22 protein-coding genes are annotated in these 25,225 nt (G+C 70.3%); 17 read left to right on the top strand and 5 right to left on the bottom strand.

The genetic code is table 11. The features are described from left to right. Nucleotides 1-13: 13 nt before the first annotated feature. Nucleotides 14-502 carry a beta-class carbonic anhydrase gene (locus ACTOWY_RS06990; protein ID WP_441308768.1) on the bottom strand — a complete coding sequence of 163 codons (489 nt, stop codon included), beginning with the start codon at nucleotides 500-502 and terminating at the stop codon, nucleotides 14-16. Between the two features lie 236 nt (nucleotides 503-738). Beyond that, on the bottom strand, nucleotides 739-1,008 hold the full coding sequence (locus ACTOWY_RS06985; protein WP_441308767.1) for a DUF2631 domain-containing protein: 270 nt from the start codon (nucleotides 1,006-1,008) through the stop codon (nucleotides 739-741). A 206-nt stretch (nucleotides 1,009-1,214) separates the two neighbouring features. Between ACTOWY_RS06985 and ACTOWY_RS06980 the strand changes: the two genes are divergently transcribed. The 4 genes from ACTOWY_RS06980 to ACTOWY_RS06965 are packed head-to-tail and all read left to right on the top strand — an operon-like array spanning nucleotide 1,215 to nucleotide 5,183. Beyond that, nucleotides 1,215-2,375 (top strand): ABC transporter ATP-binding protein, encoded by a 1,161-nt coding sequence (locus tag ACTOWY_RS06980; RefSeq protein WP_441308766.1) that lies wholly within the window; start codon nucleotides 1,215-1,217, stop codon nucleotides 2,373-2,375. Next, nucleotides 2,372-3,529, top strand: coding sequence for a polyamine ABC transporter substrate-binding protein (locus tag ACTOWY_RS06975; protein WP_441308765.1), 1,158 nt, complete (start codon nucleotides 2,372-2,374; stop codon nucleotides 3,527-3,529). Before ACTOWY_RS06980 ends, ACTOWY_RS06975 begins: the two co-directional genes overlap by 4 nt. Beyond that, nucleotides 3,526-4,374 (top strand): ABC transporter permease, encoded by an 849-nt coding sequence (locus tag ACTOWY_RS06970; RefSeq protein WP_441308764.1) that lies wholly within the window; start codon nucleotides 3,526-3,528, stop codon nucleotides 4,372-4,374. Before ACTOWY_RS06975 ends, ACTOWY_RS06970 begins: the two co-directional genes overlap by 4 nt. After that, nucleotides 4,371-5,183: an ABC transporter permease gene (locus tag ACTOWY_RS06965; RefSeq protein ID WP_441308763.1), complete on the top strand. Its 813-nt coding sequence runs from the start codon at nucleotides 4,371-4,373 to the stop codon at nucleotides 5,181-5,183. The genes ACTOWY_RS06970 and ACTOWY_RS06965 overlap by 4 nt, the downstream gene beginning before the upstream one ends. Before the next feature lie 787 nt (nucleotides 5,184-5,970). Here the strand turns inward: ACTOWY_RS06965 and ACTOWY_RS06960 are convergent. Then, nucleotides 5,971-6,558, bottom strand: a complete 588-nt coding sequence (locus ACTOWY_RS06960) for a TetR/AcrR family transcriptional regulator (protein WP_441308762.1) — start codon at nucleotides 6,556-6,558, stop codon at nucleotides 5,971-5,973. Nucleotides 6,559-6,613: 55 nt separating this feature from the next. Here ACTOWY_RS06960 and ACTOWY_RS06955 point away from each other — a divergent pair, with 55 nt between their 5' ends. Next, complete coding sequence (locus ACTOWY_RS06955; RefSeq protein ID WP_441308761.1) at nucleotides 6,614-8,152, top strand: MFS transporter; 1,539 nt, start codon at nucleotides 6,614-6,616, stop codon at nucleotides 8,150-8,152. An 84-nt stretch (nucleotides 8,153-8,236) separates the two neighbouring features. Here ACTOWY_RS06955 and ACTOWY_RS06950 read toward each other — a convergent pair whose 3' ends face one another. Then, nucleotides 8,237-8,557, bottom strand: a complete 321-nt coding sequence (locus tag ACTOWY_RS06950; protein WP_247760504.1) for a hypothetical protein — start codon at nucleotides 8,555-8,557, stop codon at nucleotides 8,237-8,239. A gap of 233 nt (nucleotides 8,558-8,790) precedes the next feature. Here ACTOWY_RS06950 and ACTOWY_RS06945 point away from each other — a divergent pair, with 233 nt between their 5' ends. Both ACTOWY_RS06945 and ACTOWY_RS06940 read left to right on the top strand, forming a co-directional pair. Then, entirely contained in the window at nucleotides 8,791-11,208 is a 2,418-nt protein-coding gene (locus tag ACTOWY_RS06945) for an immune inhibitor A domain-containing protein (RefSeq protein ID WP_441308760.1), read from the top strand. Between the two features lie 118 nt (nucleotides 11,209-11,326). Beyond that, nucleotides 11,327-12,172 carry an SDR family NAD(P)-dependent oxidoreductase gene (locus ACTOWY_RS06940; protein WP_441308759.1) on the top strand — a complete coding sequence of 282 codons (846 nt, stop codon included), beginning with the start codon at nucleotides 11,327-11,329 and terminating at the stop codon, nucleotides 12,170-12,172. 72 nt (nucleotides 12,173-12,244) lie between these two features. Here the strand turns inward: ACTOWY_RS06940 and ACTOWY_RS06935 are convergent, their stop codons facing one another. Further along, complete coding sequence (locus tag ACTOWY_RS06935) at nucleotides 12,245-12,511, bottom strand: GlsB/YeaQ/YmgE family stress response membrane protein (RefSeq protein WP_441308758.1); 267 nt, start codon at nucleotides 12,509-12,511, stop codon at nucleotides 12,245-12,247. Between the two features lie 200 nt (nucleotides 12,512-12,711). On the opposite strand from ACTOWY_RS06935, the gene dxr reads away from it, so the two are divergent. From dxr to ACTOWY_RS06885, 10 genes are all read left to right on the top strand, one after another. Continuing rightward, a complete protein-coding gene (dxr, locus tag ACTOWY_RS06930; protein ID WP_441308757.1) occupies nucleotides 12,712-13,935 on the top strand; it encodes a 1-deoxy-D-xylulose-5-phosphate reductoisomerase in 1,224 nt (407 codons plus the stop codon). Between the two features lie 21 nt (nucleotides 13,936-13,956). After that, the gene (locus ACTOWY_RS06925) at nucleotides 13,957-15,240 is read left to right on the top strand and encodes a M50 family metallopeptidase (RefSeq protein WP_441308756.1); all 1,284 of its coding nucleotides are present in this window, start codon (nucleotides 13,957-13,959) and stop codon (nucleotides 15,238-15,240) included. 397 nt (nucleotides 15,241-15,637) lie between these two features. Then, nucleotides 15,638-16,798 carry a flavodoxin-dependent (E)-4-hydroxy-3-methylbut-2-enyl-diphosphate synthase gene (gene ispG, locus ACTOWY_RS06920; RefSeq protein WP_441308755.1) on the top strand — a complete coding sequence of 387 codons (1,161 nt, stop codon included), beginning with the start codon at nucleotides 15,638-15,640 and terminating at the stop codon, nucleotides 16,796-16,798. Between the two features lie 121 nt (nucleotides 16,799-16,919). Next, a complete protein-coding gene (locus ACTOWY_RS06915; RefSeq protein ID WP_441308754.1) occupies nucleotides 16,920-17,756 on the top strand; it encodes a GNAT family N-acetyltransferase in 837 nt (278 codons plus the stop codon). A 312-nt stretch (nucleotides 17,757-18,068) separates the two neighbouring features. Next, complete coding sequence (locus tag ACTOWY_RS06910; RefSeq protein ID WP_441308841.1) at nucleotides 18,069-19,244, top strand: sensor histidine kinase; 1,176 nt, start codon at nucleotides 18,069-18,071, stop codon at nucleotides 19,242-19,244. A gap of 28 nt (nucleotides 19,245-19,272) precedes the next feature. Continuing rightward, complete coding sequence (locus ACTOWY_RS06905) at nucleotides 19,273-19,944, top strand: response regulator (protein ID WP_441308753.1); 672 nt, start codon at nucleotides 19,273-19,275, stop codon at nucleotides 19,942-19,944. Nucleotides 19,945-19,993: 49 nt separating this feature from the next. Continuing rightward, nucleotides 19,994-21,838: a penicillin-binding transpeptidase domain-containing protein gene (locus tag ACTOWY_RS06900; protein WP_441308752.1), complete on the top strand. Its 1,845-nt coding sequence runs from the start codon at nucleotides 19,994-19,996 to the stop codon at nucleotides 21,836-21,838. A 153-nt stretch (nucleotides 21,839-21,991) separates the two neighbouring features. Next, nucleotides 21,992-22,633, top strand: coding sequence for a TetR/AcrR family transcriptional regulator (locus ACTOWY_RS06895; RefSeq protein ID WP_441308751.1), 642 nt, complete (start codon nucleotides 21,992-21,994; stop codon nucleotides 22,631-22,633). After that, nucleotides 22,626-23,540: an ATP-binding cassette domain-containing protein gene (locus ACTOWY_RS06890; RefSeq protein WP_441308750.1), complete on the top strand. Its 915-nt coding sequence runs from the start codon at nucleotides 22,626-22,628 to the stop codon at nucleotides 23,538-23,540. Before ACTOWY_RS06895 ends, ACTOWY_RS06890 begins: the two co-directional genes overlap by 8 nt. After that, nucleotides 23,540-25,150 carry an ABC transporter permease gene (locus tag ACTOWY_RS06885; RefSeq protein ID WP_441308749.1) on the top strand — a complete coding sequence of 537 codons (1,611 nt, stop codon included), beginning with the start codon at nucleotides 23,540-23,542 and terminating at the stop codon, nucleotides 25,148-25,150. Before ACTOWY_RS06890 ends, ACTOWY_RS06885 begins: the two co-directional genes overlap by 1 nt. Nucleotides 25,151-25,225: the final 75 nt, after the last annotated feature.

The raw sequence follows: 25,225 nt of genomic DNA, 5'->3' as shown, positions 1-25,225 counted from the left end.
CACGGTCGATATATCAGACGACCTCGTTCAGTTTTCCGGTCGCGACGTCGAAGACGAACCCGCGCACCGAGTCGGTGTGCGGGATGTACGGGCTGTTCCTGATCCGGGCGATGGACTGGCGCACATCGGTCTCCAGATCGCTGAACGCCTCCGCCGCCCAGGGCGGCTTGACCCCGGTCTCGGCCTGGATCGAGGCTTTGAACCCGTCGTCGGTGAAGGTCAGCATCCCGCAGTCGGTGTGGTGGATGAGGATGATCTCGGTGGTGCCGAGCAGCCGCTGGCTGATCGCCAGCGAGCGGATCTCGTCCTCGGTGACCACGCCGCCTGCGTTGCGGATGACGTGCGATTCGCCCTCCTGCAGGCCGAGCACCCGGTAGACGTCGAGCCGGGCGTCCATGCAGGCGAGCACGGCCAGGCCGCGGGCGGGCGGCAGTGGCAGCGGTCCGGTGAAGGCGGCGGCGTAGGCGGCGTTGTTCTCGAGCAGTTCGTCGGTGACCGACATGGGTGGTGATCCCGTTCTGTGCGTGGCGAGGGGACGACACGAACGGACCGGCCACGCGCGGAGGAGGACAGCGGACCCCGTCGGGCGCGCGGCCTACCTACAGAACTGGTCGAACAAGCGGCAGCGCCTGCTGGGCCAGAACGGCTCAAGCACGACGTCCATGACAGCAGCGAACCGTCTCATGCGAACATGCGCAAGAGACGGCTCCGGCGTACCGAGGAGTGGGACGCGGTGGGTCAGTTCCGCCAGGAGGTGCGGTCCTTGATCTGCCAGCGGATCAGCGCGCCCGCCATGAACAGCGCGGTCAGGATGAGGTAGACGTCCTCGTTCCAGCCGGTGTGGTTGCCGATCAGCATGCCCAGCATGGCGATGACCGAGACCCAGCCCATGATCTTGGTGGCGCGCGGGAAGTGCCCGTGCCAGCCCCACTCGACCGAGGGTTCGTCGTGCGTGTCGAGGGCAGCGCCGGTCCGCTTGTCCAGCTCCGTGCCAGGGGCGGTAGCCACGATCGTTCCCTCCACGCCAACAAGTAGGTCGTCTACATGCCCATCGTCGCACACGGGGCGGCCGGACTCACGCCGGGCACGTTTTCCGGGGATCGGCCCTGCTCTATTACGCTGACCTCCCGCGTGCCCAGCCCGCCGCCGGGCACGTCCTCGCCCCGATCCCGCCGCCCCGACCCGGGGCACCGCTGTGCCTGGAGGTCCTCGGATTGACCGCTGAGTTCCACCCCGTGGAAGCGCGCACCCCGGACACCTACGCCCCGGTCGCGGTCGGGATCCACGGTGTCACCCGCCGATTCGCCGACCAGGTCGCCGTCGACGGCGTGGACCTGCGGGTGCACGAGGGCGAGTTCTTCTCCGTGCTCGGCCCTTCCGGCTGCGGCAAGACCACGCTGCTGCGGATGATCGCCGGCTTCGCCGATCCGGACGCCGGGCGGATCGAGCTGGACGGGGTGTCCATGGTCGGCGTGCCGCCCTACCGGCGCGATGTGAACACCGTCTTCCAGTCCTACGCGCTGTTCCCGCACCTGAGCGTGTGGGACAACGTGGCCTACGGGCTGCGCCGCAAGAAGTTGCGCGGCGCGGAGCTGAAGCAGCGGGTCGGCGAGCACCTGGAACTGGTGCAGCTGTCCGGGTTCGCCCGGCGGCGGCCCGCCCAGCTCTCCGGCGGGCAGCAGCAGCGGGTGGCCATCGCCCGCGCGCTGGCCGCCCAGCCCCGGCTGTTGCTGCTGGACGAGCCGCTGGGCGCGCTGGACGCCCAGTTGCGCAAGCAGATGCAGATCGAGCTGATGCGGATCCAGCGCGAGGTCGGCACCACCTTCCTCTACGTCACCCACGACCAGGAGGAGGCGCTGGTCCTCTCGCACCGGATCGCGGTGCTCAACGCGGGCCGGGTGGAGCAGGTCGGCTACCCCGAGGACGTCTACGAGCGGCCCGCGACCCGGTTCGTGGCCGGGTTCATCGGCACCTCCAACATCCTGGACGCCACCGTGTCCGGGTCGGCGGAGGGCTGGCTGGAGCTGGCCACCCCCGGCGTCACCCGGCTGCGCGCCCAGGCCCCCGGCCGCGGAATCGGGCACGGCGAGCCGGTCGCGGTCACCGTGCGGCCGGAGAAACTGCACCTCTACGACCTCGACGGCGCCGAGCAGCCGCCCGAGGGCTGGTGCGCGCTGGCGGGCACCGTGCTGGACGTGGTCTACACCGGCCTGTCCACCCAGTACGTGATCGACGTGCCCGGCGGCGGCCAGCTGGTCGCCTTCGTGCAGAACACCCGCCGGATCTCCGACGCGGGCACGCCAGGGCAACCGGTGCGGCTGGCCTGGGATCCGGAGTACACCGTTGTCCTCGGCGAGCAGGGGAAGAGGCCATGACCAAGCAGGTGCGGATCGCCCGGTTGTGGGACACCGACAGCCCGCGGGTCACCCGCCGCAGCATGCTGCGCTCGATGGCCTTCTTCGCGGTGGCCGCCCAGGGGCTGACCGCCTGCGGCATCGGCGAGGCTCCCGGCACCGGGCCGAGCGGCGCGCCGGAGCCGAGCAAGGTCAAGGCGAGCAACGCCAAGGACGAGAAGCAGCTCAACTTCTACAACTGGACCGACTACATCGCGCCGGACACCCTCAGCGGGTTCGAGGCCGACTCGGGCATCAAGGTCACCTACGACAACTTCAGCTCCAACGACGAGATGGAAGCCAAGATCGCGTCCGGCGGCGCGGGCTATGACCTGGTGGTGCCCAGCGACAACTTCCTGCGACGCTTCCGCCGGGCCGGCCTGCTCCAGCCGCTGGACCACGACCTGATCCCGAACCTGCGCAACCTGGACAAGCGCTTCACCGACGCCGACTACGACCCGGGCAACCGCTTCTCCGCCCCGTGGGCCTGGGGCACCACGGGGCTGGCGTACTCCAAGAAGACCCTGGGCACCTTCACCGGCTTCGGCGCCTTCGACCACCCGGCGATCAAGGGCCGCAGCTCGATCCTGGACGAGGCCCGCGACGGCATGTCGCTGGGCCTGCTGGCACTGGGCCACGACCCGAACACCACCGACGCCGGCAAGATCGAGGACGCGGTGAAGTACCTGCTGGCGCTGAAGAAGAAGATCGGCCAGATCACCTCGGACGTGATCCAGCCGCTCGCCTCCGGCCAGGTGGTGCTCGCCCAGGTCTACTCCGGTGACGCCTTCCAGGCCCGCGACGACAACGCCGACGTCGCCTACGCCATCCCCACCGAGGGCGGACTGTCCTATGTGGACCTGTTGTGCGTGCCCAAGAACGCCCCGCACGCGGCCAACGCGCACCGGTTCATCGACTACATCCTGCGCGCCGACGTGGGCGCGAAACTGGCCAACGCGGTCCGTTACGGCAGCCCCAACGCCGCGGCCAAACCGATGATCGAGAAGGAGTTGCTGGAGGACCCGCTGGTCTACCCCTCGGCCGAGGCACTGGCGAAACTGCCCTTCACCAAGGACCTGGACCGGGAGGTCGAGGCCCGCTACGCCGACGCGTGGACCAAGGTGAAGACGGGTTGACCGGACGCCTCGCCGCGCAGCTCAAACGGCACGCGCTGCTCTCCCCGGCCGGACTGTGGCTGGCGCTGTTCCTGCTGGCCCCGCTCGCGCTGGTGGTGCAGTACAGCTTCGCCACCCGCGACACCGGCGTCACGCACGTGGTGCTGCCGTGGACCAGCCAGGCCTACCGCAGCGCGCTGGACCCAGCCTTCCTGCCCATCTTCGGCCGCACTCTGCTGTATGCCCTGGCCACCACCGCGGTCTGCCTGCTGCTGGGCTTCCCGCTGGCCTGGTTCATCGCCCGGCACGGCGGCCGCTGGCGCACCGCGCTACTGGCCGCGGTGCTGGTCCCGTTCTGGTCCTCCTACCTGGCCCGCATCTACGCCTGGAAGGCCCTGCTCGACGACGACGGCCTGGTCAACCAAACCCTCGGCCTGATCGGCCTGGACGCCGACGGTGGCTTCCTGCGCACCGACGGCGCGGTCATCCTGGGCCTCAGCTACGGCTTCCTGCCGTTCATGGTGCTGCCGCTCTACGTGGCCTGCGAACGCTTCGACCACCGCCTGGCCGAGGCCAGTTACGACCTGGGCCACGGCCGGGCGTCCACCTTCCTCCGGATCGTGCTGCCCGGGGTCGCGCCCGGTGTGCTGGCCGGTTCACTGCTGGTGCTGGTCCCCGCCGCGGGCGATTTCGTCACGCCGAAACTGCTCGGCGGGGTGGACCAGTCCACCTTCGGCAGCGTCATCGACGACCAGTTCCGCAGCGGCAACAACTGGCCACTCGGCTCGGCCATGGCGGTGCTGCTGCTGGTGCTGGTCGTGCTGGTGCTCGTGCTGCGCGGCCGTCGAGGGGAGGACGTGCTGTGAGACGCCCATGGAAACTCGGCCTGGCGGTGGTACTGGTCTTCGCCTTCCTCTACCTCCCCATCGGCTGGCTGGCCCTGGCCTCCTTCAACGACTCCGCGCAAGTCAGCCGGATCACCGGCTTCAGCACCCGCTGGTACACCGCCCTGGCCGAAGACGACCGCGTCCTCACCGCCCTCGGCCTGACCCTGCGCCTGGCCTTGTCCAGCGCCCTGGTCTGCGTCCTGCTCGGCACCCTGGCCGCCTTCGGCCTGCGCAAAGCCTTCCGCGGCCGGGCGGTGTGGACGGTCCTGCTCACCCTGCCCCTTGTGGTGCCCGAGGTGGTGATGGGCATCAGCCTGCTCGCCTTCTGCGTCAAACTCGTCGGCATCCCCCTCGGCTTCGGCGCCCTGCTCGCCGCCCACGTGGCCTTCTCACTCAGCTTCGTGGTCGTGGTAGTCCGGGCCCGCCTGGCAGGCATGGACCCCCGCCTGGAAGAAGCCGCCGCCGACCTCGGCGCACCCCCCTTCACCGCCTTCCGCACCGTGACCTGGCCCCTGGTCGCCCCCGCGGTGGCCGCGGGCGCCGCCTTCGCCTTCCTGCTGTCCTTCGACGACGTGGTCATCTCCAGCTACCTCGGCGACGCGGGCTCCACCACCCTGCCGGTCTTCGTCTACGGCCAAGCCAGCAAACGCGGCATCTCCCCAGAAATAGTCGCCCTCTCCACCGCCATGGTCGCCACCAGCGCCCTGCTCCTCCTCGCCGGCGTAGCCACAGCCTCCTGGCGAGCCCGAAAAGCAGGCACCCACCTAAACCTGACCACAACCCCCTAACCCCCACCGGCGTGTTGGCCGTTGTCGTACGCCGAGTTGGCCGTTGTTGTACGGGGTGTTGGCCGTTGTGGGCGGGCGAAGCCCGAAAACCGGTGGCGGGGGTGGCTTTTCGAAAACCTTCCCCGAGTGGTTCCCCATCCCCGTCAGCCTGGAGAGGACACACCGCATCCCGGGCAGCGGCCCTGCAACACAAACCCTCGCCCGGCCAACCCAGCGCGACCGGGCCGCTGCCCGGGATGTGGTTTGGTATCGGAGGGCTGACGGGGATGGGGAACCGCACACGAGCACTGCTCTTTGCTCTTGATTTTCCCCCCATCCTTTGATTCCTGCCCGTCCGGCGAGGACGATCTTGATCTTCGGTTTTAAGATCAAAAAAGGATGGCCTCGCCGGACGGGCAGACCACCGGAGGGGGGAGGCAGATCAAGAGCCGGGATGAGCGGGTTGCGGGGCGGGGTTTGTGCTGCCGGGGCCTGATCCAGCGTGGCTCCGAGGGCTCGCGTGTTCTCCGTACGGCCTTCCGCCAGCCAACCACACCCCGATGAGCGGCCCCCGTCACGTTGGGTGGGTTCGGCGGCGGATTGTGTTGCAGGGGCCGCTCATCGGGGTGTGGTCTGCATGCTCCAGGCCGTACGGAGAACACGCGAGGGCCCTCGTCGTGGGGGTTTCACCCCCCACCCCACCTCTTGCCCTGTCCCATAACGGCCAACGTGGCGTACGACAACGGCCAACTCGGCGTCCATAACGGCCAACACACCGTCCACAACGGCCAACACTCGCGTCTGGGGGTCAGGGGCGGGTGTCGGCTTCCAGGGCGTTGGCGAGGGTGCGTAGCCCTGCTACCAGATCGGCGGCGCGCGGTGCTCGGGCTGGGTCGACCATGGTCTGCAGGGTGAGTCCCGCCGCGATCGCCAGCATCAGGGCGCCCAGGGTGTCCGCGTCCCGTTGGTCCACCTGCTCCAGGGGGATGCCGTTGAACTCGGCGATGATTTCCTGGCGCTTGGCCTCGTAGAGGTCCTTGAGCACCTCCATCACCTGCGGCTGCTGCACGCCGACCAGGAAGGCCTCCAGGCTGGCCCGCCACAGTTCCGGCTGCTCGGTGGCTGAGGTGATCACCTGGTTCCAGGTCGCCTCCAGTCGCTGCATCACGGGGGCTTCCGGGTGTACCGGCATGGCCCGCTCCACCTCGGCGGTGGTTTCGGTGAGTGCCTCGATCAGGGCCTGGGTCAGCAGTGCCTCCTTGGAGCCGAAGTGGTACCCGATGCTGGCGAGGTTGGTCCCGGAGGCGGCGACGATGTCCCGCGCCGTGGTGCGCGCGTAGCCGCGCTCCAGCAGGCAGCGCTTGGCCCCGGCCAACAGATCTTCACGGTGTCCCACGCCGCCCATCCTAGGATCTATACTAATGTATTAGACGGACGTATATTTCACTGTCATGACTGATTTGTCTGACCGCGCGGGGGTGCGGCAATGGCTGGGCCTGGCGGTGCTGGTGCTCCCGGCCTTGCTGGTGGCCATGGATCTGTCCGTACTGCTGTTCGCGGTGCCGTTCCTGTCCGCCGAACTTCAGCCGTCCGGGGGACAGCTGCTGTGGATCATGGACGTCTACGGCTTCCTGCTGGCCGGGCTGCTGGTGACCATGGGCACCCTGGGTGACCGCATCGGACGCCGGAAACTGCTGCTGGCCGGGGGAGTGCTCTTCGGACTGGCCTCGGTGCTGGCCGCGAACGCCACCAGCCCGGAACTGCTCATCGCCGCCAGGGCGCTGCTCGGCGTCGGCGGCGCCACCCTGGCCCCGTCCACCCTCGCGCTGATCCGCGCGATGTTCCCTGACCCGGCCCAGCGGGCCACCGCGGTCTCGGTGTGGACCGCGGCCTTCGCCGGCGGCGCGGTGCTCGGGCCGGTGCTCGGCGGGCTGCTGCTGGAGAACTTCCACTGGGGCACCGCGTTCCTGGTCAACGTGCCCGCGATGCTGCTGCTGTTGCTGCTCGGCCCGGTGCTGCTGCCCGAGTCCCGCGACCCGGCGCCCGGCCGGTTCGACCTGGTCAGCGCGCTGCTCTCGCTGCTGGCCCTGCTGCCGGCGATCTACGGCATCAAGCGCATCGCCGCCGACGGCCTCGGCTGGCTCCCGGTCACCGCGATCCTGCTCGGCCTGGGTTTCGGCCTGTGGTTCCTGCGCCGCCAGCGCCGCCCGGACCCGCTGCTGGACCTGGGCCTGTTCCGCGTCCCGGGCTTCGGGACCGCCATCCTGGCCACCACGCTGACCCTGTTCGCCATCGGCGGCATCACCCTGTTCACCGCCCAGTACCTGCAGACCGTGCTCGGCTACCGGCCGTTCGTGGCCGCGCTGTGGGGCCTGCCGGTGTTCGCGGGCATGGCCATCGGCACCGCGCTCGGCCCGGCGCTGGCCCGGCGGTTCCGCTCTGGTCTGGTCATCGCGGCCGGACTGGTGGTCGGCGCGGCCGGCCTATCGCTGCTGACCACCGTGGTCACCGACCGCTCCGGACTGCTCGCCGTGGTGGCCGGGATGACCGTGACCGCCGTCGGCCTCGGCCTGGTCACCGCACTGGCCAACGACCTGGTGCTGGCCGCGGCCCCGCCGGGACGCGCGGGCGCGGCCTCGGCGCTGTCAGAGACCGGCACCGAACTGGGCGGCGCGCTGGGCATGGCCGTGCTGGGCAGCATCGGCATCGGACTCATCTACCGCGGCGAGATCACCGGCGCGCTGCCGCCCGGACTGCCCGCCGCCGCGGCCGAGGCGGCCAGGGACACCCCGGCCGGCGCGGTCGCGGTGGCCGAGGGACTGACCGGAGCGGCCGGGCCCGCGCTCGCCGAGGCCGCCCGCGTCGCCTTCGTCAGCGGCATGCAGGTCACCGCGGCGGTGGCCGCCGCGGTGTTGCTGGCCGCCGCCGCGCTGTGCGCGATGGGACGGAAAATTGGAGTTGACCAGCCCGATCGGGTGAACACCCAGTAGTGACGGTAAAACTGGGAATCGCGCTGAACAGGCTCTCTGGGCACCCATGCAAAACTGGCAATCCGAGCATGGGTCCAGACCTGTTCAGCGCGCCAGCCGGAGCTTCGCGGTGATCCCCACGACGTCGTCGGCCTTGCTCCGCAGCGCGCTGGCCACATAGCGGGCGCGTTCGGCTGGGGAGTGCAGCCAGCCCGGCGAGGAGGCGCTGTTCAGCACCACCGCGGCCACTGCCGGATCGACCTGGTCGAGCAGCCCCGCAGTGGCTCTGAGCAGGCCCGGTAGCTCCGTAAGGATGCTCACCACCTCCTCCATCGAGGGGTCCCGGCTACCCCCTTCGGCCAACTGCTGGTGGACCTGCCCGAGCAGGTCACGGGCCTGGCGCACCCGCTGCGCGCTGGCGGTCATCCGGCGGCTCCTCATCCGGCGGCACGCGCCGCCTGTGCACTCATGGTCAAGTCAACCAGTCGATCGGATTGACCGCCGCCATCCGGGCGCGGGCCGAAAGGCAACCGCTTCATCACGAAGCGTATTGACCATTTCACCTGGCCGGGATCGCTCGTATGGTTCCTTCCGTTCAACATGCTGTCGGAGCGTCACTGCACACCTGATCTGCTCCGACGCCTGTCACGGGAGGGCACGTGCACAGAAGAATGACCGTCGGGCTGGCCGTAGTGGCTTTGCTCGGCGCGGCGGCGCCTTGGTCCGCCACCGCGGCACCCGCCGCGGACACCAAGACCAAAACCGTGAACGAGGTTGAGGCAGAGCACGAGATGCCCAACCCGCTGGAGGACAAGCGGCGGGCGCTGCGCACCGAGGCGCTCACGCAGGTCCTCTCCGGCGAGGCCAAGACCGAGAAGCGCGGCTCCTCGACCGTGGTCAAGCTTGGCGACGCGCCCAAGCAGCAGCCGCAGGTCAACGGCCAGGAGCGGGCGGCCAAGTCGGTCGAGTCCCCTCGGGTCGACCAGTTCGTGGAGCTGGCCAGGGAGAAGACCGACAAGATCTTCGTCATCCTGACCGAGTTCGGCAACGACCGGCACCCGCAGTACCCCGACCAGGACACCCACGCGGCGACCCCTGGTCCGGCCCGCTTCGACGGCCCGCTGCACAACGAGATCCCGGCCCCCAACCGCGGCCAGGACAACGCGACCATCTGGCAGCCGGACTACTCCAAGGACCACTTCCAGAAGATGTACTTCGGCGCCGGCGAGAACGTCGAGTCGCTGAAGACCTTCTACGAGCGTCAGTCCTCCGGCCGGTACTCGGTCGACGGCCTGGTCACCGACTGGGTCAAGGTCAAGTACAACGAGGCGCGCTACGGCCGCTCCAACGGTTTCCCGTGCCCGGGCAGCACCTGCAACAACACCTGGGAACTGGTCAAGGACGGCGTGAACCAGTGGGCCGCCGACCGCAAGGCCGCCGGTGAGACCACCGAGCAGATCAAGGCCAAGCTGGCCGAGTACGACACCTGGGACCGGTACGACTACGACGCCGACGGCGACTTCAACGAGTCCGACGGCTACCTGGACCACTTCCAGATCGTGCACTCCGGCGGCGACCAGGCCGACGGCGACCCGCACCAGGGCGAGGACGCGATCTGGTCCCACCGCTGGTACGCCTACAACACCAGCTCCGGCCAGACCGGCCCCGGCTTCAACAAGCGCGGCGGCGCCCAGATCGGTGACACCGGCATCTGGGTCGGCGACTACACCATCCAGCCGGAGAACGGCGGGCTCGGCGTGTTCGCGCACGAGTACGGCCACGACCTCGGCCTGCCGGACCACTACGACACCGCCGGACCGGGCGGGGCGTCGGAGAACGGCGTCAACTGGTGGTCGCTGATGGGCCAGAGCCGGGTCTCCCCGGCCAACGAGGGCATCGGCACCCGGGCCGCTGACCTGTCCGCCTGGGACAAGCTGCAGCTGGGCTGGCTGGACTACGAGACCGTGGTCGCGGGCCAGGACAAGCAGCTGGACCTCGGTCCGCACGAGTACAACAGCGACAAGGCACAGGGTGTCGTGGTCGTGCTGCCGGACAAGCAGAAGACCAGCCAGCTGGGCGCGCCCTTCGCCGGCGCCAACCAGTGGTGGAGTGGCCAGGGCGACGACCTGGACAACACCCTCACTAGGGAGGTCGACCTCACCGGCAAGGCCGCGGCGACGCTGAGCCTCAAGGCGCGCTACGACATCGAGGTCGACTTCGACTACGTCTACGCGCAGTACTCCACCGACAACGGGGCCAACTGGACCGCGCTGGACGGCACGCTGGACGGCAAGGCGTTCCCCAAGGACGCCGCGGACAAGCCGGCCATCACCGACACCAGCGGTGGCAAGTGGGTCGACACCCAGATCCCGCTGACCCCCATCGCAGGCAAGAAGGCGCTGGTCCGCTTCCGCTACATCACCGATGGCGGCGTGGCCCCGATCGGCTTCTTCGCCGACGACCTCAAGATCGTCGCCGATGGCCAGACGGTGTTCACCGACGGCGCGGAGAGCGGCAACAACGGGTGGACGCTCAAGGGCTTCCGCACCACCACCGGCACGGAGACCAAGTCCTTCGACCACTTCTACGTGGCCACGAACCGGACCTACGCCTCCTTCGACAAGTACATGCAGGTGGGCCCGTACAACTACGGCTGGCCGGCTCGCCCGCGCTGGGCGGAGCGGTTCCCGTACCAGGACGGTCTGCTGGTCTCCTACTGGGACACCTCGCAGGTGGACAACAACACCAGCGCGCACCCCGGTGAGGGCCTGATCCTGCCGATCGACGCCAATCCCGACCCGATCTACAACCTCGAGGGTCAGGCCTGGCGGCCGCGCATCGCAGGCTACGACGCACCGTTCTCGCTGCAGAAGTCCGACTCGTTCACGCTGCACGTGAACGGCAAGTCGAGCTACGTGCGGGGACAGTCCGCCAAGCCGCTGTTCGACGACACCAAGCCCTACTGGTCGGCCGCACAGCCGACCGCGGGCGTGAAGGTGCCGGGCGCAGGCGTCGGCATCCGGGTGCTCCAGCAGGACGGCACCTCGATGAAGATCCGCGTGTACAGCACCAAGTGACCCTGAGCCGGTCCTGACCGGCCCCAGGTAGTGAATTCGGCGGCGCCGGGTGGCCAATGGCCCCCGGCGTCGCCTGTCTCACAGGGCACTCCTGACCATCGGCCCATGACCTCAGCCGGTGACCGTGGTATTGCTCTCGGTCATGACAAGGGTGGCGGTGGTGACCGGCGCGGCGTCCGGCATCGGACGGGCGATCGCGACGGCACTGGTCCTGCGCGGCGACACGGTCGTGGTCACGGACCTCAACGGGGACAAGGCGAAAGAGGTGGCCGAGCGGCTCACCGGGCACGGGCCCGGACAGGCTGGCGCGGCCCAGCTGGACGTCACCGACGCGGCCGCGGTCGGCCAGGTGGTGCAGGCGGCGCGCGCGGAGCACGGCAAGCTCGACCTGATGATCAACAACGCCGGGGTGATCATCGCGGGCGCGGTGGAGGACCTCGGCCTCGAACACTGGAACCTCGCGGTGAACGTGAACCTGCGCGGGGTCATCCACGGCGTGCACGCGGCCTACCCGATCATGCTGGAGCAGGGCTGCGGGCACATCGTGAACATGGCCTCGGTGGCCGGCCTGGCCCCGTTCCCGATGATCGCGCCGTACGCGGCCACCAAGCACGCGGTGGTCGGGCTGAGCAAGACGCTGCGCGCCGAGGCCGCGGCCCGCGGGGTCAAGGTCACCGTGGTCTGCCCCGGCATGACCAACACCGGCTTCACCCCCAATCCCGGCCTGCCGCCGGTGCCCAGCGCGCAGCGGATCACCGCCCTGGAGAGCAAGGGACCGGCCTTCCAGCCCGAGCAGCTGGCCAGGGCCGTGCTGCACGGCATCGACCGGAACAAGGCCGTGGTCATCGCCCCGGGCAGCGCGCACCTGGTCAGCGGGCTTTACCGGCACTTCCCCCGGCTGGCCGACCGGGCCGGGCAGTGGCTGGCCAAGGCCGCCGCCCAGCGCGGAGTGATCAAGTCCTGACCACTGGCCCCGCGCAGCCGGAAGCCCGGGACAACGACGGTGTCCCGGGCTTCCGGCTGTTCCGCTCAGTGACTAGGCCGCCGATTTCCTGCCGACGACAAGCCGGTAGATGGCCAGCACGATCACCGAGCCGAGGATCGCCAGCAGCCAGGTTCGAAGGTCGAAGAACGAGCCGGTGTCGGTGTTGAAGATGAGCCGGCCGACAAAGCCGCCGATGACTCCGCCGACGATGCCGATCAGCATCGTCACCAGGATTCCGCCGGGGTCGTTGCCGGGCATGATGGCCTTGGCCAGCGCACCTGCGATAAGACCGACCACGATCCACCCGAGGATACCCACGAGACTCTCCTTCCAGCCGGTCGCGTCGAGGGGCGGCGCGACTCGCGTTGCGCACTGACAGAGTTACCCGGCGCTTCGGCGTTCACACCCTGTTTCTGATCACTCGTCTGAGCGCCGATGCCCGAGGATGGCTGCATGGTCCTGCCGCGTGCGGCGGGCCGCATTCCGGATCAGGGAGAATGACCGTGATGGAGTACCGAATGCCCACTTCCGAGTCACAGCGTTCCGTCATTCTGCTCGGCTCGACCGGGTCGATCGGCACCCAGACGCTGGATGTCATCCGTCGGCACCCGGACCGCTTCCGGGTGGCCGGGCTCGCCGCGGGCGGCAGCGACGCCGCCACGGTGGCCGCGCAGGCGCTGGAGTTCGACGTGCCCGTGGTCGCGCTGGCGCGGGCGACCGCGGTGGAGGACCTGCAGCTCGCGCTGTACGCCGAGGCGCAGCAGCGCGGGTTCGAGCGCGGTGAGCTGCGGCTGCCGCGGATCCTGGCCGGGCCGGGCTCCATGGTCGAGCTGATCAAGGGCAACCCGGCGGACGTGGTGCTCAACGCGATGCCCGGCTCGCAGGGCCTGGCCCCGACGCTGGCCGCGCTGGAAAGCGGCGCGGTGCTCGCGCTGGCCAACAAGGAATCGCTGGTCGCGGGCGGTCCGCTGGTCACCAAGCTGGCCAAGCCGGGCCAGATCGTGCCGGTGGACTCCGAGCACTCCGCGCTCGCCCAGTGCCTGCGCGGCGGGCGGGCCAGCGAGGTCGCCAAGCTGGTGCTGACCGCCTCCGGTGGCCCCTTCCGCGGGCGCACCAGGGAGCAGATGGCCCAGGTCACGCTGGAACAGGCGATGGCGCACCCGAACTGGTCGATGGGCCCGGTGATCACCATCAACTCGGCCACCATGATCAACAAGGGGCTGGAGCTGATCGAGGCCCAGCTGCTCTACGGCGTGCCCTACGAGCAGATCGACGTGGTGGTGCACCCGCAGTCCATCGTGCACTCGATGGTCACTTTCAGCGACGGCTCCACCCTGGCCCAGGCCAGCCCGCCGGACATGCGGCTGCCCATCGCGCTGTCCCTGGCCTGGCCGGACCGGCTCACCGACGTGGCCCCGGCCTGTGACTTCAGCCTCGCCCAGTCCTGGACCTTCGAGCCGGTGGACGACTCCGCGTTCCCCGCGGTCGCGCTGGCCAGGGCCGCCGGCACGGCCGGTGGCTGCATGCCCGCGCTGTACAACGCGGCCAACGAGGAGGCGGTCGCCGCCTTCCGCGCCGGTGGCCTGGGTTTCCTGGACATTGTGGACACGGTCGCCCGGGTTGTGGATGAGGGCAACCAGTGGTCCGCCGAACCGTCTACCGTTGACGAGGTGCTGGCAGCAGAGGAGTGGGCCCGGACCCGGGCCAAGGAACTCCTCGGCGTGCCCGCCACGGCCGAGTAAGCAGAACGAGGAGCCACCTAGATGATGTTCGTGCTGGGCGTCCTGATCCTGGTGTTCGGGATCCTGTTCTCCATCGCCTGGCACGAGCTGGGCCACCTCAGCACGGCCAAGCTGTTCGGCGTCAAGGTCACCCAGTACATGGTGGGCTTCGGGCGCACGCTGTGGTCGAAGAAGGTCGGCGAGACCGAGTACGGCATCAAGGCGCTGCCCTTCGGCGGCTACATCCGGATGATCGGGATGTTGCCGCCGGTGGGCGGCGGCAAGCTGGGCCGCAGCCGCAGCACCGGCATGTTCTCCTCGATGGTCGACGACGCGCGCAGCGCCTCGGCCGAGGAGGTCCGCCCGGAAGACGGTGACCGCCAGTTCTACCAGCGGAAACCGTGGAAGCGGATTATCGTCATGTTCGCCGGACCGTTCATGAACCTGATCCTGGCCGCGGTGCTGTTCGCCATCGCGCTGATGGGCTTCGGCAAGCTGCTGCCGACCACCACGGTGGCCAGTGTGAGCAAGTGCGTGCTGCCCGCCAGTCAGCAGAACGCCAAGGAGTGCCCGGCCGACGCCCCGGCCGCCCCGGCGGGCGCGGCCGGTTTCCAGCCCGGTGACAAGATCCTCAGCTTCAACGGCAAGCCCGCGGAGAGCTGGGACGCGGTCCGGCTGGAGATCCGGGCGGCAGGCGGCAAGACGATTCCGGTGGTGGTCGAGCGCGGCGGGCAGCAGCTCACGCTGAACCCCAAGCTGATCGCCACCGAGATGCCGGACCTGGACGACGAGAAGAAGAACGTCACCGTCGGCTTCCTGGGACTCTCGCCCACCGCCGAGGTGCAGACCATGGGCGTCACCGGCGTGGTGCACGAGATCGGCGGCCTGCTCGGCAAGGCGGCCACCGCCATCGTGCAGCTCCCGCAGCGGGTGCCGGCCCTGGTCAGCGCGGTCTTCGGCGGCGAACGGGACCGCAACTCCCCGGTCGGCATCGTCGGCGTGGCCCGGATCGGCGGCGAGATCGCGGCCGCGGACATCCCGGCCAACCTGCGGATCAGCGCCATGATCAACATTCTGGCCGCGCTGAACCTGTCCCTGTTCCTGTTCAACATGCTGCCGATGCTCCCGCTGGACGGCGGCCACATCGCCGGCGCGCTGTATGAGTCCGTCCGCCGCGGTGTCGCCAAACTCCGCCGCCGCCCCGACCCGGGCCCCTTCGACGTCGCCAAGCTGATGCCGCTGGCCTACGCCGTCTCGCTGGTGATCATCGCCTACGGCGCCCTGGTCCTGGTCGCCGACATCATCAACCCGGTCCGCCTCGGCTGACCCGTCGACTTGGCCCAACTCGTACGCCCGGTTGGGCCAAGTGGGCGTACCGCTTGGCCCAACTCGGCGGGGGCGCGGGCCTGACCTGGCCCGGATCGGTCGCTGACCTGCCGCGCACGTGATGCTCGCCCCTGCCCCGAAAAGATCATGCTTCGGCCAAGTACCCTTGCGGTGAAGTCAACCGGCAGTTGTGATCACATCCCATACAGCCTTTCGGGAAAGACAGAATCGATCCAACTCACAGTTTGGGCGGCAGACTTGTGACTCTGCGTAGATGCATGCGCGGTGAATCTCGTTACACTTCCGTCCGTGGGGTGGTCTAGCTGACCCCAAGGGAGAACTTCCCTGTCGCGTAAAGTAGTCAATACCGGCCGACCCTATGGGGAGTTGAACAAAGATGACCGTTGACGGTGTCATGCTCGGCATTCCGGCGATGCCTCCGCCTGTGCTGACCGAGCGCCGCAAGACCCGTCAGCTCCAGGTGGGCAAGGTGGGTGTGGGTTCCGACCACCCCGTGTCCATCCAGTCGATGACCACCACGCTGACCTCTGACGTCAACTCGACCCTGCAGCAGATCGCCGAGCTGACCGCCTCGGGCTGTGACATCGTGCGGGTCGCCTGCCCGTCCCAGGACGACGCGGACGCGCTCCCGGCGATCGCGAAGAAGTCCGGTATTCCGGTGATCGCGGATATCCATTTCCAGCCGAAGTACGTATTCGCCGCCATTGACGCCGGCTGTGCCGCGGTCCGGGTCAATCCGGGCAACATCAAGAAGTTCGACGACAAGGTCGGGGACATCGCCAAGGCGGCAAAGGACGCGGGCATCCCGATCCGGATCGGCGTCAACGCCGGGTCCCTCGATCCGCGGCTGCTGGCCAAGTACGGCAAGGCCACGCCGGAGGCGCTGGTGGAGTCGGCCCTCTGGGAAGCCTCGCTCTTCGCCGAGCACGACTACCACGACATCAAGATCTCGGTGAAGCACAACGACCCGGTCGTCATGGTCCGGGCCTACGAGCTGCTGGCCGAGCAGTGCGACTACCCGCTGCACCTGGGTGTCACCGAGGCGGGCCCGACTTTCCAGGGCACCATCAAGTCCGCGGTGGCCTTCGGCGCGCTGCTCTCCCGCGGCATCGGCGACACCATCCGGGTCTCGCTCTCCGCCCCGCCGGTGGAGGAGATCAAGGTCGGCACCCAGATCCTGCAGTCGCTCAACCTGCGCCCGCGCAAGCTGGAGATCGTCTCCTGCCCCTCCTGTGGCCGCGCCCAGGTCGACGTCTACACCCTGGCCGAGCAGGTCACCGCCGGTCTGGAAGGCATGGAGGTGCCGCTGCGGGTGGCGGTCATGGGCTGTGTCGTGAACGGCCCCGGCGAGGCCCGCGAGGCCGACCTGGGTGTCGCCTCCGGCAACGGCAAGGGCCAGATCTTCGTCAAGGGCAAGGTCATCAAGACCGTGCCGGAGTCGCAGATCGTGGAGACCCTGATCGAGGAGGCCATGCGGATCGCCGAGGACATGGAGCCCGTCGAGGGCGCCACTCCCGTGGTGACCGCCGCCGGCTGACCCAAGGTCAACCGCCAATCGGCGAGTCCGTCATCCCCCGGTGAACTTTTTGTGAACCGGGGGATGACGACCATTGGGTGATGGTGTGCCCTCCGCCGGTTGTGTTTGGCAGACTTGCGGGGTGCTGAAGCTTGCCGGGGCTCGGCTGCTCGAGGAACGCGATCTGCGAGCGGTACGGGCTGCCCTCGACGCCGACCCCGTGGCAGCGTGCATGGTCGCCTCCCGGGTGGAGATCGCCGGTTGTGATCCCTGGCGGCTGGGCGGTGAACTCTGGGGCTTCGGCGGCAGGCTGGACGGCCTCTGCTTCTCCGGCGCCAACCTGGTGCCGCTGGCCGGTGACTTACCCGCGATCAAGGCCTTCGCCGACCGCGCGCTGCGCCGTCGCCGCGGCTGCTCCTCGCTGGTCGGACCGGCCGAGCAGGTCATGCCGCTGTGGGAGGAGCTGACCCCGGAGTGGGGTCCGGCCCGCGAGGTGCGCGAGGACCAGCCGCTGATGGCCATGGCAGGCGCCCCGGTGATCGCGCCCGATCCGCTGGTGCGCCCGGTCCGGCCGGATGAGCTGGACCGCTACCTGCCCGCCGCGGTGGCCATGTTCATCGAAGAGGTCGGCATCGACCCCCGGGCCGACGACGGGGGCGTGAGCTACCGGGCCAGGGTCGCCGAACTGGTCGCGAGCGGGCGGGCCTTCGCCCGGTTCGAGGACGGCGAGGTCGTGTTCAAGGCCGAGATCGGCGCCATGTCCGCGCGGGTCGGCCAGATCCAGGGTGTCTGGGTGCACCCGGACAAGCGGGGCAGGGGACTGGGCACCACCGGCACCGCCGCGGTGGCCGACCGGCTGGTCCGCGGCCTCGGCCGGATCGCCAGCCTCTACGTCAACGCCTACAACGCCCCGGCTCGCGCGGCCTACCAGCGAATCGGCTTCAACCAGGTCGGGCAGTTCAGCACGATCCTGTTCTGAACAGTTGTAATGACACAACTGTGCTGAAAAAAGAAGGCAATCGTCCCGGCCGGGCTCCGAGTCGGGGCCCATCCGTACTCGACCCGACCGGGACGACTACCCGAGCTGGTGGTCCCACCAACCCCCAGGCGGCAGGAACACCGGCAATCAAGCTATGCCCTGTGCGGAGCGTGGTCGTCGCACTCCCAACCGACTTTTCCCACCAACTCGGGTGGTAGCCCGGCCTGGTTCTGCAACTTTTGCGGTATGCCGGATGCCATGCGCAAGTACGGCGCGACACGCTCCGGCGCGCACTACCGTTGGTCCGTGCGCATGATCAGATCGGTAATGCGCTGGGCCCTGGCGCTCCAGCCGCAGGTCGCCGACTCGATCGTGGCCGCGGCCGTCACCGGTGTCGCCCTGCTGTTGGTCCATCGGGACCCGCCGTTCGGCGTAGGTCCGCTGACCGAGGTCACCGTCGGACTGGTCGTGCTGTCGGTGATGCCCAACGCCTTCCGCAGGCTCGCCCCGGTCCCGGTGCTGCTGCTGACCAGCGTCGGCTACTCGGTCTACGTGGTCTGCGGGTACCCCGATGTGATCAGTCCGTTCGGGGTGTGGCTGGCCCTGTACACGGTGGCCGTGCACCGCCAGCCCCGGTTGTCCGTGCCGGTGATCCTGACCGTGATCCCGCTGATGGTCGTGGTGCTCGCGCTGGCAAGGGACTCCTGGGTCACGCTGCTGCAGGGGATGTTGCACGCCAGCGTGGCCTGGCTGCTCGGCGCGAGCAGGCACAGCCTGACCCAGCGCAACCGGCAGCTGGCCGAACTGGCCGTGGAGATGCACGCCGACCGGGAGCGGCAGGCCCAGCGCGCGGTCACCGAGGAACGGGTGCGCATCGCCCGCGAACTGCACGACGTGGTCGCGCACCACATGTCGGTGATCTCGGTGCAGGCCGGGCTGGCCCGCTACGTCTTCGACACCGACCCGGCCACCGCGAGCACCGCGCTGGGCACCATCGCCGACACCAGCCGGGAGGCCCTGGACGAGATGCGCCGGGTGCTGGCCGTGCTGCGGCTGCCAGCCGACGACGACGCGCCGGAGCCGGAGTTCGACCCGCAGCCCGGCCTGGACCAGATCGAGACCCTCCTCGAACGGGTGCGCGCGGCCGGGGTGTCGGCCGAACTGGTGGTCACCGGGGTGCGCCGCTCGCTGCCGCCCGGCCCGGACCTGTGCGCCTACCGGGTGGTGCAGGAATCGCTGACCAACGTCATCAAGCACGCCCTGCCCGCCTCGGCCACCGTGCACCTGGAGTACCGGCCGCGCGAGCTGACCGTGCGGATCACCGACGACGGCGATGGCGCACCGGCCGCCGCCCCGGGGTCGCCGGGCCATGGCCTTGCCGGAATGCGGGAACGGGCCCGGCTCTACGAAGGTAGCCTCTCCGCTGGCGTGCGCGCGCACGGCGGGTTCGAGGTGGAGCTGCGACTGCCGCTCACGCCGCTGGAGTAGCCACCGGGGCGACTGGGAGAGGTGCGCAGTGACGACCACCGTCCTCGTCGTGGACGACCAGGTGCTGGTGCGCGCCGGTTTCGTCGCCCTGATCACCGCCGCGCCCGGACTGCAGGTGGTCGGCGAGGCGGCCAACGGCCAGGAGGCGATCGAGCTGTCCGCCGCGGCCACCCCCGACGTGGTGCTGATGGACCTGCGGATGCCGGGGATGAGCGGGGCCGCCGCCACCGGGCGGATCCTGGCCGAGCAGTCAGGGCACAAGCCGAAGGTGCTGGTGCTGACCACCTTCGACCTGGACGAGTACGTCTACGCCGCGCTGCGCGCCGGGGCGTCGGGCTTCCTGCTCAAGGACACCCCGCCGGAACGCCTGCTCGCCGCCATCCACACCATCGCGGGCGGGGACATGCTGTTCTCGCCCAACATCACCCGCAAACTGGTCGAGTCCTACGCCCACCGCGGCGCCCAGAGCTGGGAGCCGATCCCCGAGCTGTCCCCGCTGACCAGCCGCGAGGTCGAGGTGCTGCGCCTGGTCGGGCGCGGGCTGACCAACGGCGGCATCGCCGAGGAACTCGAGGTCAGCGAGGCCACCGTGAAGACCCACCTCAACCGGGCGATGGCCAAGCTCAACCTGTCCAGCCGGGCCCAGGCCGTGGTGGTCGCCTACGAGACCGGGTTGGTCACTCCAGGTCAGCGGCGCTGAGGGCGGGCTTCATCCTGGGCAGACACGGGTGCGCGGCATACTGGCCGCCGTGTCCGCTCACCGAAGCATGGTCGACCCTGAACGAGCAGGTCTCCGTGTCGTCAGCGTCACCGCCTCGCTCCTCCTCGTGCTCCCGGTCGCCGGTTGCGGCCTCTTCGGCGCCGAACCCAAACCCGAGGACTCGGCCAAGACCTTCCTGTCCGCCTTCGCCGGTGGCGACACCACCACCGCCGCGAACAGCACGGACGAGCCCAAACCGGCCAAGGAACTGCTGGACCGGGTGCGCGCCGCGCTGAAGCCGACCGCGGTCAGCACCACCGTGCAGCAGACGCTGGTAGCCGCGGACGACTCGACCACGGCGAGTGCCACTTACGACGTGAAATGGGATCTCGGCGCCGGTCGCAGCTGGGCCTACCAGGGCAAACTGGAGCTGCGCCGCACCGAGAAGACCTGGCGGGTGCACTGGGCGCCCAACGTGATCCACCCGAAGCTGCAACCCCAGCAGACCCTCGCGCTGCGCGAGCAGCAGCCGCAGCTGGCGCCGATCCTGGACCGGGACGGCGGCGCGCTGCTCAACCCGGAGAAGGTCGTCGCGGTGCTGCTGGACCGCAAGGCCGCCGGTGATCTGCCCAAGACCGCCGGCGCGCTGGCCGCCGCGGTGTCCCGCTTCGACAAGTCGATCACCCAGCAGAGCGTGACCGACGGCGCGAGCAAGGTCCCGGAGGGCCAGGCCTACACCGTGGTCAGCCTGCGCGACGCGGACTACCAGCAGGTCAAGGGCGCGATCTACGACCTGCCAGGGGTCCGCTTCAGCAGTCAGTCGCGACTGCTGGCCCCCGCGGGCAAGGAGTTCGCTTCCCAGGTGCTGCCCGGGGTGCGCAAGACGGTGGAGGACCAGGTCGAGGGCACCGCGGGCTGGCGGGTGGTCACCCTCAACGCGGGCGGCACCGAGGTCGAGGCCCTGCACGAGCAGCAGGCCCAGCCGGCCAAGGCGGTCACCCTGACCTTGAGCCGCGGCGTGCAGGCCGCGGCCGAGGACGCGCTGGAGCCGATCAAGAACCAGGCCATGCTGGTCGCCTTCCAGCCCTCCACCGGCGATGTGCTCGCGGTGGCCCAGAACGCCGAGGCGGACAAGGGCGGATCACTGGCGCTGACCGGCAACTACCCGCCCGGCTCCACCTTCAAGGTGGTCACCGCGGCGGCCGCGTTGCAGGCGGGCGCGGCCACCCCGGACACGGTGCTGCCCTGCCCCGGCACCTGGACCCTGCAGGGCCGCAAGATCCCCAACAACGACGAGTTCGACCTGGGCAACGTGCCGCTGCACCAGGCCTTCGCCGCCTCCTGCAACACCACCTTCGCCGAACTGGCCAGCAAACTGCCCGCCGACTCGCTGACCAACGCGGCCAAGCAGTTCGGCGTCGGCGTGGACTTCGACCTGGCCGGGGTGCGCACCCTGACCGGCAAGGTCCCGCCTGCCGAACCGGTGGTGGAGCGGGCCGAGGACGGCTTCGGCCAGGGCAAGGTGGTCACCACCCCGTTCGGCATGGCGCTGGTCGCGGCCACCGCGGCCCGCGGCTCGATGCCCACCCCGAACCTGCTGCGCGGCACCGAGACCAAGGTGGTCGGCGGCGTCCCGGCCCCGCCGCCCGCCATCGCCGACCAGCTCCGGCCGATGATGCGCGAGGTCGTCCTCAGCGGCACCGCGAAGAAGCTGAACCGGCTCGGCGAGGTGCACGGCAAGACCGGCACCGCGCAGTTCGGCGACGGCACCCACTCGCACGGCTGGTTCATCGGCTTCCGCGGTGACCTGGCCTTCGCGGTGCTGATCGTGGACGCGGGCGCCTCCGGCCCTGCGGTGGACGCGGCGGCCCGGTTCCTGGGCGCGGTGCGCTAGCCGCCGGTAGGTCACTTCCCGCCACCCGGACCGGCGATCGCCCGCGGCCGGCTCGCACCCGCTGCCGCGTGAATCACACTGGACGCCTGCCTACACGCACGTGTAGCTTCCTACTTATCCGAGTAGTTAACTGCTCAGTTGAGTAGGAAGCCCATGTCCTCAGCCACACCCGACCCAGCCGACCTCACCGCCCGGGCCCGCATCCGCGACGCCGCCATGCGGCAGTTCGGCGAACACGGCTTCGACGCCGCCACCATCCGCGGCATCGCCGAGACCGCTGGCGTCTCCTCCGGTCTCATCCGGCACCACTTCGGCAGCAAACAAGCCCTGCGCGAAGCCTGCGACCAGCACCTCGTCGCCCTGATCCGCCGCCTCAACGACGAGGTCCGGGCCGACCCGTTCGGCGGCGAGGTCAACCAGGTCGCCCTCGCGCGCGCCGCCATGGGCCCCTACCAGCGCTACCTCGGCCGGGCGCTGGCCGAGGGCGCGGCGACCGCGGTGTTCGACGAGATGGTCGCGCTGAGCGAACAGTGGATCGTCGACGGCGACGCGCGGCGAGCCGATCCGCCCGAGGTCGACGCCCGGCCGCGGGCCGTGGTCGTCACCGCGATGGCGTTGTCCGTCGCCGTCCTGCACGAGCAGATCTCGCGTGGGCTGGGTGTCGAGGTGTTCAGCCCGGCGGGCGATGAACTGCTCGCCCGCACCCTGCTGGAGATCTACTCCCGTCCCATGCTCACCCCGGCCGAGGCCAGGCAGGCCCGCGCCGCTCTCGATCGGAGCCGCCACGGTGACTGACGCCATCTCGGTGACCGGCCTGGTGAAGTCCTTCGGCCGGACCCGCGCGCTCGACCGGCTCGACCTGCGGGTCCGCACCGGCGAGGTGCACGGCTTCCTCGGCCCCAACGGCGCGGGCAAGAGCACCACGATCCGCATCCTGCTCGGCCTGACCCGCGCCGAGGCCGGCCAGGCCAGGTTGCTCGGCGGCGATCCGTGGGCCGAGGCGACCGCACTGCACCGCCGGCTGGCCTACGTGCCCGGTGACGTCACGCTGTGGCCCACGCTCTCCGGCGGCGAGGTCATCGACCTGCTGGGCAGGCTGCGTGGCGGGCTGGACCGGCGCCGCCGCGCCGACCTGCTCGACCGCTTCCAGCTCGATCCGCGCACCAGGGGCCGCGCCTACTCCAAGGGCAACCGGCAGAAGGTCGCGCTGGTGGCCGCGCTGGCCTCCGACGTCGAGCTGCTGGTGCTGGACGAGCCGACCTCCGGCCTGGACCCGCTGATGGAGGAGGTCTTCCGCGAGGTGATCCGCGAGGAGCAGCGGCGCGGGGACCGGACGGTGCTGCTCTCCAGCCACATCCTGACCGAGGTCGAGGCGCTGTGCGACCGGCTCACCATCATCCGCGACGGCCGCGCCGTGGAGACCGGCGCCCTGGCCGACCTGCGGCATCTCACCCGCACCTCGGTGCAGGCCGAGCTGGCCGGACCGCCGGAAGGACTGGCCGGGCTGGCCGGTGTGCACGAGCTGCGCGCCGAGGGCAGCCGGGTGCGGTTCACCGTGGAGACCGCGGGGCTGGACCCGGTGCTGCGCGCGCTCACCGCGATCGGCGTGCGCGGCCTGACCTGTCAGCCGCCCACCCTGGAGGAGCTGTTCCTCCGGCACTACGACCGGGCGCGCCCCGCCGAGCCCGAGGTGGCGAAGTGATGACGACCCTGACCGGCGCCGGCCCGCTGCTCCGGCTCGCCCTGCGCCGCGATCGCCTGCTGCTGCCGGTGTGGGTGCTCTTCCCCGCGGTGATCCCGGTGGTGTTCGTGGCCGCCTTCACCACGGCGTTCCCCTCCCCGGAAGCATTGCGGGAGTACGCCGAGACCAGCGTGCACAACACCGCGTTCACCGTGACCTACGGCGCCCTGCACGGGTCCAGTCTCGGTGAGTTGATCGCCTGGCGGGCCGGGTTCCTGCCGGTGATGATCGGCCTGTTCACCCTGCTCACCGTGCTCCGGCACACCCGGTCGGAGGAGGAGGCCGGGCTGCGCGAGTTGATCGGCGCGACCGTGGTGTCCCGGCACGCGAACCTGATCGCCGCCCTGCTGCTGACCAGCGCCGCCAGCCTGGCGATCGGCCTGCTGTCGGCGCTGGCGATGATCAGCCAGGGGCTGGGCGCGGCCGGATCGCTGGCCTACGGGCTCGGCCTGGCAGGCGCGGGCTGCGTCTTCGCCGCGATCGGCGCGGTCACCGCCCAGCTCACCACCGGCGCCGGCGCCGCCCGCGGGATCGGGATCGTCATCCTGGGCGGCGCGTTCCTGCTGCGCGGCGTCGGCGATGTCAGCGCGAGCGCCGGTGGCGGGCTGGGCTGGCTGAGCTGGCTGTCCCCGGTCGGCTGGCCTGGACAGCTGCGCGCGTTCAGCGGTGAGCGCTGGTGGGTGCTGGCGCTGTTCGCACTCGCCGTGCTCGCGTTGACCGCGCTCGCCCTCGCCCTGTCCCAGCGCCGGGACCTGGGCAGCGGCCTGTTCGCGCCGCGTACCGGACCGGCCGGGGCGGCCACCGGCCTGCGGTCCCCGTTCGCGCTGGCCTGGCGGCTGCACCGCGGGGCACTGGCCGGCCGGGCCGCGGGCTTCGCGGTGGTCGGCTTCGGGCTGGGCGCGATCGCCGAGGCCATCGGCGAGCTGATGAACAACAGCACCCCGGCCGCGCGTGCGGTGCTGGCCCGGATCGGCGGGCCGGGGCCGGTCATCGACCAGTACCAGGCCGGGCTGATGACCATGCTCGGCGTGGTCGCGGCCGGGCTGGCCATCCACACCGCCCTGCGGGCCCGCGCCGAGGAACGCTCCGGGCGCGCCGACCCGCTGCTCGCCGGGCCGGTGCACCGCCTGCGCTGGGCAGCAGGCCACCTGGTCTTCGCCCTGCTCGGCCCGCTGCTCTGGCTGGCCCTCTTCGGCGCCGCGCTCGGCCTGGCGCACGGGCTCAACACCGGCGAACCCGGCCACGAGCTGCCTCGCTCGTTGACCGCCGCGCTGGTGCAGCTGCCCGCGGTCTGGCTGTTCGCCGCGCTCGCGTTCGCACTGTTCGGCTGCCTGCCGCGGCTGGCGGGCGGCGCGTTCGCGGTGCTGCTGGCCAGTCTGCTGATGGGCTGGCTGGGCGGCGAACTCAAGCTGAGTCAATGGGTGCTGGACCTCTCGGTGTTCGAGCACATCCCGCGGCTGCCGGGCGGCGCGGTGTCGGCGGCGCCGCTGCTGGTGCTGACCGCGCTGGCCGCGGCGCTGGGCCTGCTCGGCCTGCTCGGGCTGCGCCGCCGGGATCTCGCCCTCGGTTGAGTCCGTCACATCGCCCCGCCACCGGGCCGATCTCCGGCCGGTCCGGTCCGCGGGCGCGGCCCGGCGTCGTAGGCT

Origin of the sequence: Crossiella sp. CA198 (assembly GCF_052078295.1) — a bacterium.
Lineage (GTDB): Bacteria > Actinomycetota > Actinomycetes > Mycobacteriales > Pseudonocardiaceae > Crossiella.
The sequence above is the reverse complement of the archived record's forward strand: the minus strand, read 5'-3'. Positions and strand labels throughout refer to the sequence as shown.